The 13363-nt window shown below is 43.4% G+C and carries 15 protein-coding genes and 1 pseudogene; 9 read left to right on the top strand and 7 right to left on the bottom strand.

What is annotated here, in order from left to right; all coding sequences use genetic code 11:
• The first annotated feature begins 822 nt into the window (after window positions 1-822).
• Window positions 823-1026: a hypothetical protein gene (locus OC193_RS06790; RefSeq protein WP_048658476.1), complete on the top strand. Its 204-nt coding sequence runs from the start codon at window positions 823-825 to the stop codon at window positions 1024-1026.
• Between the two features lie 42 nt (window positions 1027-1068).
• Here OC193_RS06790 and OC193_RS06785 read toward each other — a convergent pair whose 3' ends face one another.
• Together OC193_RS06785 and OC193_RS06780 are read right to left on the bottom strand one after the other, a co-directional pair.
• On the bottom strand, window positions 1069-2160 hold the full coding sequence (locus tag OC193_RS06785; RefSeq protein ID WP_048664846.1) for a transporter substrate-binding domain-containing protein: 1092 nt from the start codon (window positions 2158-2160) through the stop codon (window positions 1069-1071).
• 185 nt (window positions 2161-2345) lie between these two features.
• Window positions 2346-2813, bottom strand: coding sequence for a PaaI family thioesterase (locus OC193_RS06780; RefSeq protein ID WP_048664845.1), 468 nt, complete (start codon window positions 2811-2813; stop codon window positions 2346-2348).
• Between the two features lie 44 nt (window positions 2814-2857).
• Here OC193_RS06780 and OC193_RS06775 point away from each other — a divergent pair, with 44 nt between their 5' ends.
• The gene (locus OC193_RS06775; RefSeq protein ID WP_048664844.1) at window positions 2858-3136 is read left to right on the top strand and encodes a DUF134 domain-containing protein; all 279 of its coding nucleotides are present in this window, start codon (window positions 2858-2860) and stop codon (window positions 3134-3136) included.
• Window positions 3137-3187: 51 nt separating this feature from the next.
• Here OC193_RS06775 and nqrM read toward each other — a convergent pair whose 3' ends face one another.
• Together nqrM and OC193_RS06765 are read right to left on the bottom strand one after the other, a co-directional pair.
• On the bottom strand, window positions 3188-3385 hold the full coding sequence (nqrM, locus tag OC193_RS06770; RefSeq protein ID WP_048664843.1) for a (Na+)-NQR maturation NqrM: 198 nt from the start codon (window positions 3383-3385) through the stop codon (window positions 3188-3190).
• Window positions 3382-3828: a NifB/NifX family molybdenum-iron cluster-binding protein gene (locus tag OC193_RS06765; protein ID WP_048658471.1), complete on the bottom strand. Its 447-nt coding sequence runs from the start codon at window positions 3826-3828 to the stop codon at window positions 3382-3384. The genes nqrM and OC193_RS06765 overlap by 4 nt, the downstream gene beginning before the upstream one ends.
• Before the next feature lie 105 nt (window positions 3829-3933).
• Between OC193_RS06765 and OC193_RS06760 the strand changes: the two are divergent.
• Both OC193_RS06760 and OC193_RS06755 read left to right on the top strand, forming a co-directional pair.
• A pseudogene (locus tag OC193_RS06760) lies at window positions 3934-4179 on the top strand (winged helix-turn-helix transcriptional regulator); the annotation flags it as partial.
• 211 nt (window positions 4180-4390) lie between these two features.
• Window positions 4391-4885 carry a YcxB family protein gene (locus OC193_RS06755; RefSeq protein ID WP_048664842.1) on the top strand — a complete coding sequence of 165 codons (495 nt, stop codon included), beginning with the start codon at window positions 4391-4393 and terminating at the stop codon, window positions 4883-4885.
• Between the two features lie 35 nt (window positions 4886-4920).
• Here the strand turns inward: OC193_RS06755 and OC193_RS06750 are convergent, their stop codons facing one another.
• A complete protein-coding gene (locus OC193_RS06750) occupies window positions 4921-5850 on the bottom strand; it encodes a LysR family transcriptional regulator (RefSeq protein ID WP_080967352.1) in 930 nt (309 codons plus the stop codon).
• A gap of 81 nt (window positions 5851-5931) precedes the next feature.
• On the opposite strand from OC193_RS06750, the gene OC193_RS06745 reads away from it, so the two are divergent.
• The 4 genes from OC193_RS06745 to OC193_RS06730 all read left to right on the top strand — a co-directional run bounded on the left by OC193_RS06745 (window position 5932) and on the right by OC193_RS06730 (window position 10800).
• Entirely contained in the window at window positions 5932-7383 is a 1452-nt protein-coding gene (locus tag OC193_RS06745; RefSeq protein WP_048664840.1) for a sulfatase-like hydrolase/transferase, read from the top strand.
• 76 nt (window positions 7384-7459) lie between these two features.
• On the top strand, window positions 7460-8659 hold the full coding sequence (locus OC193_RS06740; RefSeq protein WP_048664839.1) for an anaerobic sulfatase maturase: 1200 nt from the start codon (window positions 7460-7462) through the stop codon (window positions 8657-8659).
• Between the two features lie 294 nt (window positions 8660-8953).
• The gene (locus tag OC193_RS06735) at window positions 8954-10156 is read left to right on the top strand and encodes a YbfB/YjiJ family MFS transporter (protein ID WP_048664838.1); all 1203 of its coding nucleotides are present in this window, start codon (window positions 8954-8956) and stop codon (window positions 10154-10156) included.
• A gap of 14 nt (window positions 10157-10170) precedes the next feature.
• Window positions 10171-10800 carry a glutathione S-transferase N-terminal domain-containing protein gene (locus OC193_RS06730; RefSeq protein ID WP_048664837.1) on the top strand — a complete coding sequence of 210 codons (630 nt, stop codon included), beginning with the start codon at window positions 10171-10173 and terminating at the stop codon, window positions 10798-10800.
• 17 nt (window positions 10801-10817) lie between these two features.
• On the opposite strand, the gene OC193_RS06725 is transcribed toward OC193_RS06730, so the two are convergent.
• Window positions 10818-10949, bottom strand: coding sequence for a hypothetical protein (locus OC193_RS06725; RefSeq protein WP_259739745.1), 132 nt, complete (start codon window positions 10947-10949; stop codon window positions 10818-10820).
• Between the two features lie 256 nt (window positions 10950-11205).
• Here OC193_RS06725 and OC193_RS06720 point away from each other — a divergent pair, with 256 nt between their 5' ends.
• Window positions 11206-11451: a hypothetical protein gene (locus OC193_RS06720; protein WP_048658464.1), complete on the top strand. Its 246-nt coding sequence runs from the start codon at window positions 11206-11208 to the stop codon at window positions 11449-11451.
• 58 nt (window positions 11452-11509) lie between these two features.
• Here the strand turns inward: OC193_RS06720 and OC193_RS06715 are convergent, their stop codons facing one another.
• Complete coding sequence (locus OC193_RS06715; protein WP_048664836.1) at window positions 11510-13321, bottom strand: PLP-dependent transferase; 1812 nt, start codon at window positions 13319-13321, stop codon at window positions 11510-11512.
• Window positions 13322-13363 lie beyond the last annotated feature (42 nt).

The following is a 13363-nucleotide window of genomic DNA, read 5'->3' as shown; positions in this document are numbered from 1 at the left end:
GTACTGGTCAATCACCCTTTCAGGTTCACCGAAAAAAGTTCGTCATACCTTCACAATAGTTGGTTTGTTTTTTGCTATTAATTGATGGTTTTCAAGATAGGTAAAATACAAAGCACAATATAGTAGATGTTCAGATTTTATTATGATTAAGAAGTATAGAGACACGTGATTTATACGAAAAATATTCTTTCGCTTTCCTTGATAATGACGGGAACCTGTTCTTTAATATGCATCTGCAACCACATTGTATTTAGGAAAACTTATGAATGTATTAGACAAGGATTGCTTATTACAGTTAGTCATTGATAATTTTCAAGAAGATGTCGCAAAATCCGTTGATTTCAACACGGGAGAAGTTGGTATTAAGTATACCTGCCTTGAACATAACCTTATATTTTGCATGGCCTTATCGGTAGTCGAAAAGATATATCCGACACGGTAAGATCCGAATAATCTGATCTCGTTAAGCAATATTATCTTTGAAGTTGATAATTCTAAATGAGTTGTAAATTTCAAAGATAATAACTTGACAAATACTCAGCGTACTGCTTTGGCTACGTTAGTAATAAACCAATACATTGACATAACTATTGTAGATTCCTTAACTCCTTTAATGGTCCCGTGCTCTAACTGCATCTGACAGAACAACCCTCTTCCAAAAACGAAATTTTAGCTTACTGGCTTTAGACCGATATCGCGTTGACGGTGACGTTTGAGAAGCGCATGCTTTTATTTCCAAGCAGAACCGTTCTTGGTCGCGTTGATAACCTAACCCGCCGATAATTTGTTCTGTGTAACGTATCTCATTGAAAGGCAGGTCACATGAATAAAGTTATTATGTTAGTTATGGGGCTGCTGTTCACCAGTCGGTTGTTTGCGAGTATTGTTCCTCACGTTAGCCAACTTGAACATGATGCGCCTATTCTCCTTCGCTCTGCATTGATTGTGGGCGTTGCGGCTTATGTCGTTTGGACAGCGTTCAAATACTTCAAGAAAAACAAAGTCTCTAATTCTGACCAGCTGTAACGATAAATACCCAGAAAGCTCAAAGCTTGTCACTGGTGTCGATTACTTATCCGCAAAATATTCGACTAAGATTTTACGCCACTTCCTAGATTCCCGAATTTGCAGCAGTGCGCGGTTAATCTCTTCTTCATACGGGTTATTTTCCGTGATGATGAATCCATAGTTTTGTTTCTCTAGTTGATACGGTAACACCTCTAAGTCTTCAAACTGCCCGCTCATTCTGCCGTTACCTATCATATATTTGAGCACTACATCATCGGCTACAATTGCATCTACCTCCCCTTCCTCTAGAGCAACCAAAAGCCTTGGCATATCGATGTAGTTCTCGTGTCTGATGCCAAAGCTAGTCAATAACAGAGAGGATGTGGTCGCGACCTTGACGCCCACTTTGACATTGGCAAGATCATTAATACCTTTAATCTGTGAAGAGCCCTGGCTAAGCGTGAGTTTGCTCGCTAACACAGCGGTAATACTGGCGATAAAAAGCATGCTGAATACACCAATGAACACTGTCGCAATTCGGCCAGTTAAGCTCTTAAATTCAAAATAATTGAAGGGACCGCGGGTAATAAAAAGCAAACCTAAGATAAAGCTTTCTAGCCAACGCCCCGTACGGCTTTTCATGGAATAGAGCTTTTCGTTTTCTCCATGTTCCAATGCATAGAAAAATGCGCCAATAGCCCCAGCGACAAACACGATCACTCCAATAATGAGCCACAACGCAGGGTTCAAGAATATCGAATGTAAAGTCTCTAGGTAGCCTTTCTTCTTCACTGCGATAGCAAGGTGGGTTTCGTAGAATGAGTGTGAGAAATCGGCGAACAGTTCACGTTCTGGCGTGATTGAAATACAAGAGACACCAATATCGATTTGCCCCGCTTCAATGGAGCTGAGTAAATCATCGAGAGGATGATTTTCTACTGTGAACTCAACGTCCATGTCTTGGGCTATCTTTTCCCACAGCTCAATGCTGAGTCCATCCCACTCATTATCCATAGAGCCAATAACAAAAGGCGGACAAGGGTAAACACCAACTTTAAGCGAAGCAGATGAAGCAAAAGTGCTGAAGAATGGAAAAAGTAAAACGATTGAAAGAGCACAGTATCGAAGTGTCGATTTGAAGAATTTTTGCATCAGCAGCCCTCCAGAAAAAGGCAGCGATGAATTGAATCGAGTGCAAAGGCTCGCCTAACGAACACACCTTAGCGTCCTCAGAAGTGAAAAGAGTTTGTGATAAATTCAATGCTGCCCTAGCTTTAATAGTTGTTACTTTAACTATAGAGAACCCTAATTATTCTGCAAAATATTGGGCTGTAAACCTAAGACATAAACTGACTTTGTGCCGATGAACACAGCTTCCCATTCTGAGTGATTTTGCTCTCTAAGAAGTGAATGTTGCGTCTGCTTTTGACCCATTGAGCGCGAATTTCTAACTCTTGACCAATAGCTATTGGATGATGAAAGCGAGACGTTAAACTCACCGTCATTGCATTGATACTATTTTGGAACAAACAATGCAGCATAGCGCTGTCGTGTAATGTGGTAACAATACCGCCCTGCATGATGCCATCGTAGCCCTCAACTTTATCTGTTGGTACAATCTTGGCAAAAGCTTCATATTTTATTAAAGTTTCATACTTAATTGAAGCTTCATGATTGGCCAAGGCTTTATGATTGACTAAAGTCTCGCGCTCGCCAACGGCTTCAAAACAAATGGGGCTGTCTGCGAAAAAACCTTGGCTGCATACTTGGCAGCGCCGATGGTTGTGAGGAATGAAAACCTTCATACTTACCCTTATTCCTTTTTACCCTTAGATTCCTAGAGATTGATATGGCTCGACCAAAAAAACATCGCCAGTTATGTACCCGTGCGGCTTACTCTTGTTTTAAGCCTAATGGCATTCCTATGGACGAGCTTCATAAAGAAGAACTGTTATTAGAAGAGTTAGAAGCCTTACGCTTGGCTGATCAAGAAGGATTGAGCCAGCTTGAAGCCGCCGAACAAATGCAGGTGTCTCGCCAAACGTTCGGCAATATCATTAAGCGAGCACGAGCCAAAGTCGCCAAATGCATCGTCAACGGCCATGCGTTGGTCATTCAAGGCGCTTAACTCGTGTCCTAACCAGAAATGATTTAGCGTAAGACCACTGATTCCCAAGACTTAACTTGATGGCTCAGTGATCTGATACAACGTTCGGCTATGCTCTTCGCACACATCCTTGCAATTGCATTCGCGCTCGATGTCTAACTGCGCGAGCCCTCCACAACTCCCTTTGATTGGCTTACGTGAAAAAATCACGCCTATTGCCATTAATGCCACAACACCAACAAAAGCCATGAGTGTAAGTAAGAAGGTCATTTCCTGATACCTCGAATAACACTGAATCTGTTCAACTGGGGCGTGAGAATCGACGTTTCTTTCTTGTGTCCTTTCTCGACGCACGTTTTTTTGCTACACCCGCTATTTCTCGACTCTCGACCATAATCAAGCTCGGTCACTTCTTGCAGATTGTTGAAGTCCAAAGTAACCAGTTCCGCCTTTCCTTTAGACGCAAAGACACGAATATCGTTGTTGAACAAGTGCGCCAACATCTTCTTCCCTATGTGTCGAACCACCACAGCCTTCACATCGTAAGATTTAACAACAGACATCCATTGTTTCTTCTTATTGCACGGGCTATCTAACTCAACCAAAGGGATAAGATGCTTGATTTGTTGTCGCTCATCGACAATAGCTATCTCCGGAGAACGAGCAAAGTGATTGCCGACATGAAGGTCGCGGCAAGGTACTGCATATAACATGGTAACTCCCTGTTATTGATGGTCAGGAGCTCAGAATACGCCTAGTTATTAGCATATGCCAATAACTATCGTGTGAAAAATTAGATTTACGGAATCGATAAGTACGCTCTGAAATCAAGAATCGAAGGCATCTCACAACGAATGCTCACTCAAACCCTAAGAGATTTAGAACGAGATGGTTATGTGAGTAGAACGGTATATCCAGAAGTACCTGTTCGAGTTGAATACGAGCTAACATCATTAGGCAGCGATATTGTGAAGCCGCTCTACGCGCTAGTATGTTGGGCTGACACACACAAGCAACAAGTCGAACAAGCAAGACAAGCGTACGACGATAGAAATAAAAATTAGTTGCTAGATTAATTAAGCCGTTTACACGAATGGGCAGCTGATTAAACCCTAGGCAGAGTCAATATTGCCAGTAGTATTGATTTACAAAAGAGCCTCAAAACCGCTAAAGAAAAATACCGAGAAGCGATACAATGCTCAAGTTGCAAGAGCGCAGCATGGAATGCCTAATTGAAAGAAAGTCCACTCACAGAGAACCTTAAAGTAACCACACATGTCAAAAGAATCCGGTTTCACCACAGAATATACCCTCGACAAGACGTTTTTCGCAGAGTGTTATGATCAAACAAGCCTTCCGACTCAATTTCCAAAAGCCTACTTAAAAGGAATACTGTTTCTTATTTTTGGTGTGGCTCTACTGGAGTTTGAACTATTACCTAACGGCTATGTTGGCTGGTTCTTTATTGTTTTGAGTGTGATTGAAGCATTCAGCGTGTACTGCAAAAGAACCTGGTGGCTGTGGAGACAAAGAATCAGCTCTGGCGCTGGTAGCAAAATAGTCTTTCAAGGTGATGCTAACGGGGTGAGTTACAAAAACCACAAAGCCACCAACACTATCGCGTGGAGTGACATCGACCAACTTGAGCAGACCGATCTCGGCTTTATCCTTCATATTGGAAAACAGCGCCAATATGTGAGTAAATCTTGTTTAAGCGATGAAGCCATTGCGTTCATGATTGAACAGCACGAAGCTTCCAAAGCAAGCTAACGTGAGTAATTAGCAAGGACACTCTGTCGTCCTTGCTATTCGTTGACGATGCGACTCCCTATTTCAATCATCATATCTTTCATCCAGTTATAGAAAGGGTCGTCACTAAGCCCGATAGACCAGCACATAGAAATGGGAATGGGTTTTAACATTGGCAATGGGATGCTGCTGTAGCAGTTTTTGTCATCAATGCTTTCAATAAATTTGCTGGGCCCAACCAGATAAGCGTCCGTTGATTTGACGGTTTCCAGAGCTAACCAGAGTGTCGCTTCGTCAAGCAGTACCGGGCTCTCGCCGATCAGCTCATCATATATGTTCTGATATCGGTGCGAGCCTCGAATTTTAACAATCGGGAAGCTTGAAAGAGACTGTTCTAATTGGTCGTTAATAGAAAAAATCGCGTGCTCACGTCTCGCAATCAGTGAACTAGAGCTCTCTCCGATTTCATGAGTCTCGAACCCAGAAAGGCCTTCTGGCAGAGACCCTAACGCAAAATTGATCTCACCCAAGGTCAGTTTCTTTATATTCTCATAGCTCCAACTCTTGCAGGTCACCGTCACATTAGGGGCATGCGTTGATACATCTTTAATGATTTGCGCCATCCAATGAGGGCTTGCGTAATCTGAAAGCATGATAGTGACATTCTGTGTCACCTCACTTAAATCAAGCTCTTCTGAATCGACTAAGTTTTTGAACTGATTACATAGCAGATCGACTTTGGGATATAACTGAATCGCTTTTTGCGTGAGCACCAATTGATTCCCAACTCTCACCAAAAGAGGATCATCAAACATCTCTCGAAGCTTTGATAACTGCTTGCTAACAGCAGGTTGAGTAATAAACAGCAGCTCTGAACTTTTAGATATATGCTTTTGCTCTAATAGAACAAGCAATGTTTTTAGTAAGTTGAGATCAAGCGATCTAATCTTTGAAAACTCACTATTCCTCATAGTTATACCCTTCATAAATATCCATCACTTCAAATTCTAAGCCCAGGCGTTATTCTTTTCAAAAGAAATCAATTAGAAATGTTCATTGGAGCAAATATGATGAGAAAAAGCGTGTTAGCTACCGTTTTAGCCGGTGTACTGCCTTCCCTATCAGCAACGGCAACAGAGCAACCCAATGTGGTCATTATGATGGTCGACAACTTGGGCTTTGGAGAGCTTCAGTCGTATGGCAGTACGCGAGGCGTCGCGACACCAAACCTAGATAAATTAGCAGAAGAAGGCATCAGGCTGACAAACTTTAATGTTGAGCCTCAATGCACTCCTACTCGTTCGGCATTTATGACTGGTAGACGCCCATTGAGAACGGCAACAACAGAGGTTGTTTGGGGCATGGATTACGGCATGGTGAACTGGGAGGTAACCATGGCCAATAAATTAAAGGAACAAGGTTACAACACCGCCATGTATGGTAAATGGCACCTTGGAGATACTGAAGGTCGCACACCTTTGGATCAAGGATTCGATGATTTCTTTGGGGTGCTTAATACTTCAGATGAATCGCTCTATTCATCACAACTCCACTTTGAAAACGAAGATGGGTACGTCCCAAAAATCCAAGACACCGTCGATGGAAAGACAAAAGATGTCATGGACTTTAATTTAGAGACTCGCCGAACTATTGATGAGCAAGTCACTCAACGAGCGATTACACACATCAGTCAACAATTAGAAGAAGGCAGTCCTTTCTTTACTTTTGTCTCCTTCACTCAGCCTCACCTGCCTACGATTCCTCACCCAGATTTTGCAGGAGTGACAGGCAAAGGAGATTATGCCGATGTTTTACATGAAATTGATTTTCGTGCAGGGCAAATCATCGACACCATTGATAAAGCCGATGCAAGAAAAGACACATTGATTATCTTTATGTCAGACAACGGTCCAGAGTGGCACTACCCTCACCATGGCATAGCGGCGCCATGGAGAGGCAATTATTTTACAGCGCTTGAAGGTTCAATACGTGTGCCATTTATCGCTTCTATGCCAGGCACTGTGAAGGAGAAAAACGTCAGTAATGAAATTGTGCATGTTGTTGATGTCATGCCATCAATTGGCGAACTTGTCGGCTATGAGATGCCATCTGATCGTCATATCGATGGTATTAGCCAGTGGGCTCATCTGAAAGGCGACATAGAGCAATCTAATCGTGATGGTTTTTATATCAGTAATGGACAAATCATTCAGGCATACAAATGGAATGATTGGAAACTGCATTTCTACGATCAAGATATTATGCCAGAAGCCCCTGTTAAACGTCAGATCCCAGCTGTCTATGATCTGTCTAGCGATCCTCAAGAAATGTATGACATGCGAGCTGATGGCGTCCGTATTTTCCCTACAGTCGTTAAACGAAACGTCGCGATTCAACAAAATCTTGCGGCAAGTTGTGACACCATTCCTTTCCCTGCACCTATGGGGTACAAACCGGACTGCAAAGGCGTTGATTTCACTCAGTATATACCTGACGGTTTTAGAAAAGCTGAAAAGTAACAACGATTTGCACGACTGTCATTAACGTTAGGCAGGTAGGACATAAAATCCTACCTGCACAATCTGAGGAATAAATATGGAAGTATCTAAGTCTGTTCATATTATGAGTAAACCAACAGGTTCTGTGTGTAACCTAGATTGTGACTATTGCTTTTATCTTGAGAAAGAAAAGCTATACCCCGAGCGTAATACTAACTGGAAAATGTCGGATGAAACGTTAGAAGTTTATATTGAGCAACACATATTGGCTCAACATACTGACCATGTGACTTTTGCTTGGCAAGGCGGCGAACCTTTGATGATGAGGATTGAGTTCTATAAAAAAGCAGTCCAATTGCAAAACAAATATGCGAAAGGGAAATCCATAGAGAATACGCTGCAAACTAACGGCCTATTACTCAATAATGAATGGTGTCAGTTTTTCAAAACAAACCACTTTTTGATTGGCATTTCAATTGATGGACCAGAGCATCTTCACGACAAATATCGAACGAGTCGCTCTGGCAAAGGTTCCTACCGCAAGGTAGTACAAGCCATCGATTTATTGCGTGCACATCACGTTCAGTTCAATACTTTAACGGTCATTGGCAGCCACAATGTTGACCATGCATTGGAGGTATATCAACATTTAAAAGCTTTGGGTAGCGAAGTACATCAATATATTCCCTTAGTCGAAAGAACAGCAACCAAGCCGACATTTGAAGGCTTATATTTAGTTGACCCAGAGCATGATAGCTCGGCTAAGTTGACGAAATGGAGTGTACCTTCTTTAAAGTTTGGGCAGTTCCTCGCAACCATCTTTGACTATTGGGTGAAGCATGATGTTGGTCAGATATTCGTGCCTTATTTCGATAACACTCTCGCAGGTTGGGCGGGTGAACAAGGCAATATGTGCACAATGGCTCCGCGGTGTGGCAGTGCTTTTGCGATGGAAGCAAATGGAGACATCTACAATTGCGACCATTATGTTTATCCGGAGCATAAACTAGGGAACATTCATTCAAAAACGATTAATGAAATGAACTTCAGTACCCAGAACTACGAGTTTGGTATCAAGAAGAAAGATCTCAGCGAAAAGTGTAAGCAGTGCCCATATATAAAACTCTGCAACGGAGGTTGCCCAAAACAACGCTTTATTCCTAGAGCTAATAGCTCCCACGACAACTACCTTTGCGCAGGCTATGAGCATTTTTTCCGTAGTAGTGAAGCAAAGATGAAAGCAATGTGTGACTTATGGTTTGCTGGCCGATCTCCAGCAGAAGTGATGAAGCTATAAATATCCAATTGAAGGCCATGATTCTGGGAATATTGAATGGTGTGGTGGAACAAATAATTAATCAGAATATAGAAAAGTAAACTCCCAGATACTTTCCCCAACTCTTGCAATAGTTGATAGTCCATTTCCCCCTTCCCTACCATCACAAACAGATTGACGATGTAAATGACCGATCTGACATTTACAGAGAATATAAATCACCATCAAACTCCAAGCATTAGAGTAAAAACTCATTTGAGAGCACTCAGATTAAAATGTTAGCGTGATGTTACAAACACAAACATCAGGCGCGACATGCAGCAAATGAAACTCTTAAACCGCGCCACTTTCGCAGGGCTTGCGGCAACATTAGTCGGCAATGGCATTGGCCGCTTTGCCTACATTGCTTTGATGCCTGTGCTCATACAGAGCGGATGGTTCTCAAGTGAAGATGCGTCAACCCTTGGCGCTGCCACGCTCATTGGCTATATCTTTGGGGCTCCCGCTTCAAGCTTTCTACAGCGATACTATTCAAGCGGTACACTCATACGCACCTCTCTTTTATTGAGCAGCTTTAGTTATCTTGGTTGTGCCTTAAAGACTGCCCCCTTTGAATGGTTTTTAACATTGAGAACCATTGCAGGAATATCGGGAGCCATTCTTATGGTGCTCGCACCACCCATGATTGCTAGCCTTCATCCACAAGAGATGAAAGCAAGAATCAGTGGCGTCGTATTCTCAGGGATCGGGCTTGGTGCCATGCTCTCAGGAACGATCATACCTCTGCTTATCTATCAAAGTGTGGAAAGCGCATGGTTAGGTATGGGAGCCATCGCTTTTCTAGCAACTGTTCTGACATGGAAAACATGGAGTCTTGAGGCTAAACAGAGTGATTGTGCGATGAGCCCAGCTTCGTTTAGGGACTTGTCTAAGCGTAAACGTGTCAGTATTCGACTTGTACTTTTAGCCTATACCTTTAGCGCTATTGGTTACTTACCTCATACTCTTTTTTGGGTCGACTATATTGTTCGTGAGCTGGGGATGAGTTTTGCTAGCGGCGGCTTTTATTGGGCCGTATTTGGTATCGGATCGGCGCTCGGGCCAATAGTGACCGGTATATTGGGTGATAAGGTTGGGCTCAAAAAAGCGCTATTAGCTGCCTTTATTTGTAAGGCGACTGGCGTTGCGCTTCCGTTAATAAACACAGGTGAAGTTGCGCTTTTTGTTTCGTCGCTACTCGTCGGTATGTTCACTCCGGGTATCGTAACACTCGTCTCAACTTACACCTTAGAACTCGTTGGCACGCAGCTCCACACTAAATCTTGGGGAGCAATGACAATGGCCTTTGCTGTTTCGCAAGGCGTGGTTGGCTTTGTTATGGCTCAGTACGCTCCGCAACTCACCAGCTACAACGTCCTATTTATGCTCAGTGCGAGTGCGCTGATTTTATCAATACTCTGCATTGCATTTACATCAACCAAACAGCAGGGACTAAACACTGCTCAAATAAGTTCTTAGCAAAGGAATCGCTCATGAAACTGTATTTAAATGATACCTCACCATTCTCACGAGCGGTGGTGGCCACTGCCTATCTATGTAATGCACCCCTTGAACTTGAATGGGTCGATCCATGGCAGACACCCCAAGCATTAGTCACAATCAATCCATTTAGTACCATTCCGGTTCTAGAAACCAGTGATGGTATTGCACTCACCGAGAGCTTAATGATTTGTGAGTTTCTATTACAAACTTACCCAACTACGACACTCACAACAACCAAGACGAGTGACGATGAACGCATGTCGTTATTAGGAATGAGTAAGACTCTCATGGAAGTAGCATTTCGCTGCGCTGCATTGAGCCGCTTTGACGCTGAGCAAAATGTGCTGACAGTTAGAGGAAAGGAAGGTATTCAAAGAAGTGTTCAATCACTTGTCAAACAACTGAATAACACCCATGATTTACTTCAGCCAGATTTCTCAACGTTATATCTACACGTTGCATTAGATTACGTTCTGTTTAGGCACGCCAGTTTGCTCTCGACTAAGGAAGTTGACACCCTCTCCACCGCCTTACAAAACTCCCCTTTCAAAGAAACATTGGCAACGTTAAGCCTTGATTCACTCTCCAATCAACCAAGCTATTGCGAGCTATGCCAATAGAAGAGTGTTACAGCGCTTCAATTTATCAATCTGTGATTGAAACCAGTACATACAGCGACTGGTGCCGTTTCCTGAACGGGCGCAGGGGCAGCAATTGAGTAAGCTGCTGTCATAGCTAAAGAAGCGGCAATCAGTGTTTTCTTGAACATAAAACACTCTCTTAGTTAGTAGTGGTGCTCTGAAATCTGACGCCATATTACCCACCAGTAGTAAGCGTTAATTGCCATTTGATGACACGCGATCACGTTCAGTTAAGCAAAAGTATTGAGATTGACTTCTTGGTATCTGATTACTGTATTTGCACTAGCTTCTTATAGTTAAAATGCCGTATGGTACAAACCATAGAATTATAAAGACTTGCGGCCTTTGCCACAGAGACTCTCCATTTAAACGAAAAGACTGACTATGAATTTTGATATCAATGCACTGAAACACCACCAACTGGTCGAAGATGGTCAACTAGAAGGGTGCTACATTCATCAGCCTGTACAGGGTAGTCTGCCAGACGATAAAGCGGTTTTAGCAGAGCGCCAAGCACTGGAAAAGCTAGGTTATAAAGTCGTTCAAGTTAAAGCGAAAGGCGGGACAACAACCTTTGCTGAGGCTATGCAAAAGTTCGCCAAGAAGACTGGTCATCAGACCAAGGACTAAGAAATTGGTTAGAGATAAGCACCCTGCCGATTAATAAGTCAGCAGGGTGTTTTTTTATTTACTGAGTGAGCTGACTAAACTTCGGCAAGTTCTTCACAAACCTCTGGTGTACATCCATATAAGTTTGCATATAGATTTCATCGATACGGTCGTTACTCGGGAAGCTCGATGAGAAATCAGCGTGTTTGCGGTCAATCGATAACTTCGCTGCTTCGATAATATGAGCAATGAACATGCGAGGATCTTCTAAGCCAATAGAGATACGCATTGTGGTTGGTCTGATGCCGGCTTCATTGAGAGCCTCGTCGCTCAGCTCTGAGTGCGTGGTCAGTGCCGGACATAACGCGACTGTATTGGTTTGCCCTAGGCTCACTTGCATACCGATTGCGGGCTCAAGCATATCGAAGAACTGTTTAAACCCATCTCGATTGATTGGTGCACGATGGCCGTTCCCTTCCATATCGATAGTAAACAGCGCCGCGGGTAATCCTAAGTACATGTTGTTCTGGCAATGCTCATAGTTATCACAGTCTGGCAAAGCAGGACACGACACATTGATGTCCGGGTGAGCATCAAAGATCTTTGCGAGAGTCAGTGTATTAATCGTTTTTTGCACCACACGCATCTCATAGGTTTTCATGCCATTGAGCACTTCAAACGCTTTGTCTGCATCTAAGAAAGCGCCTTTGATGTAATACACATTCCAAAACAGCGTTTCGTTCCATGGAATGGTTGCCTTATCGCCGTTAGGTTTGGTGAAAGTGACCTCCTCTCCTTTCGGCACAAACATAGTCTCATTGCGGCCAATCACAACCCCAGCCGTTGTGGTGCCAGAACCCGCCAGTTCTTTGGTGTAGGAATGAACGACATAGTCTGGCCTTTCCATCACATCGTCGCGTTTGAGTACTGGGTGCAGCAATGGGGTGCCTACTGTCGAGTCAACAATCACATCCCAACCACGAACGTGACCAGCTTTGCTTATACTCGCAACATCCAACACGTATCCATGCGGGTTACACGGTGACTCAAGGTAAACGTAGATCTTCTTACCCGCGGCGAGGCGATCAGAGTATTTTTCGGCAACCTCATCAAGGCGAGTCGCAAACTCATCACCTGAGTAACCATCCACCCACTCTACCGCGATATTCAGATTCGAAGGCTTACCAAACCAATCTTCCAACAGCTGGTAAGAACCGCCATAGATGTTACGTGAAGCCAATACAATGTCCTCATGGCCGAGCAAGTGACTCAACAACCCATCAATGGCCGCCATGCCAGAATTAAAGTTCCACGCGAGGTATTCGTTGGCTCTAGAGCCTGCCTCAATATCAACCATGTGGTTAGCCAGTGAAATCGATGTTGGGTTAAGCAGTCGAGAATAGATATCGTGCAGCGGCTCTTTACCGTTGAACGCATCTTCAATCCATTCTGTGCACGCAAACAAATACGTGGCAGTGCGCGTAATAACCGGGCTTGCCGAGAAGATAGCAGCCACATTATCGAAAATTGGATACGCACCTTTAGACGCAAAATGACCATTATTGGTGGCAATGGATTGGTAAGTGGCACGCATCGGATTTTGTAGGTTATCGAGGATTTTAGCTATCTGGAATGACAAGAAGCGTTTGGCGTTAAACCAAGCGATTCGGTCACTTTTATCGAGTTCTGAAAGTCCATCAACGGTCAATGCCCAAAGGTCGTGAGTCTTGGTATTGGCTTTGTACAGTGTCGTCGCCAGTTCGATAAGCGTGATGCCGTAATCACTGTTTGGGTCGATACCAAAGTGCTTTGCTTGCTCAATGGCTAGGGCTTCTGCTTGTTCATGTTTGGTTGTTTTACGCAGCGGGCTAAGTTGAGTTGATGTATTCATAATTCCTAAGTCATTCCATGCTTATTGTTCCTCCTTTAATTT

Origin of the sequence: Vibrio crassostreae (genome assembly GCF_024347415.1) — a bacterium.
GTDB classification, from domain to species: domain Bacteria; phylum Pseudomonadota; class Gammaproteobacteria; order Enterobacterales; family Vibrionaceae; genus Vibrio; species Vibrio crassostreae.
Note: the sequence above shows the minus strand (reverse complement) of the source record. Positions and strands in the feature narration are given on the sequence as shown.

Excerpts from the sequence above, each read along its gene's own strand:
- OC193_RS06790 (WP_048658476.1), top strand. The coding sequence starts at position 823 with ATGAATAAAGTTATTATGTTAGTTATGGGGCTGCTGTTCACCAGTCGG.
- OC193_RS06785 (WP_048664846.1), bottom strand. The coding sequence starts at position 2,160 with ATGCAAAAATTCTTCAAATCGACACTTCGATACTGTGCTCTTTCAATC.
- OC193_RS06780 (WP_048664845.1), bottom strand. The coding sequence starts at position 2,813 with ATGAAGGTTTTCATTCCTCACAACCATCGGCGCTGCCAAGTATGCAGC.
- OC193_RS06775 (WP_048664844.1), top strand. The coding sequence starts at position 2,858 with ATGGCTCGACCAAAAAAACATCGCCAGTTATGTACCCGTGCGGCTTAC.
- nqrM (WP_048664843.1), bottom strand. The coding sequence starts at position 3,385 with ATGACCTTCTTACTTACACTCATGGCTTTTGTTGGTGTTGTGGCATTA.
- OC193_RS06765 (WP_048658471.1), bottom strand. The coding sequence starts at position 3,828 with ATGTTATATGCAGTACCTTGCCGCGACCTTCATGTCGGCAATCACTTT.
- OC193_RS06755 (WP_048664842.1), top strand. The coding sequence starts at position 4,391 with ATGTCAAAAGAATCCGGTTTCACCACAGAATATACCCTCGACAAGACG.
- OC193_RS06750 (WP_080967352.1), bottom strand. The coding sequence starts at position 5,850 with ATGAAGGGTATAACTATGAGGAATAGTGAGTTTTCAAAGATTAGATCG.
- OC193_RS06745 (WP_048664840.1), top strand. The coding sequence starts at position 5,932 with ATGATGAGAAAAAGCGTGTTAGCTACCGTTTTAGCCGGTGTACTGCCT.
- OC193_RS06740 (WP_048664839.1), top strand. The coding sequence starts at position 7,460 with ATGGAAGTATCTAAGTCTGTTCATATTATGAGTAAACCAACAGGTTCT.
- OC193_RS06735 (WP_048664838.1), top strand. The coding sequence starts at position 8,954 with ATGCAGCAAATGAAACTCTTAAACCGCGCCACTTTCGCAGGGCTTGCG.
- OC193_RS06730 (WP_048664837.1), top strand. The coding sequence starts at position 10,171 with ATGAAACTGTATTTAAATGATACCTCACCATTCTCACGAGCGGTGGTG.
- OC193_RS06725 (WP_259739745.1), bottom strand. The coding sequence starts at position 10,949 with ATGTTCAAGAAAACACTGATTGCCGCTTCTTTAGCTATGACAGCAGCT.
- OC193_RS06720 (WP_048658464.1), top strand. The coding sequence starts at position 11,206 with ATGAATTTTGATATCAATGCACTGAAACACCACCAACTGGTCGAAGAT.
- OC193_RS06715 (WP_048664836.1), bottom strand. The coding sequence starts at position 13,321 with ATGAATACATCAACTCAACTTAGCCCGCTGCGTAAAACAACCAAACAT.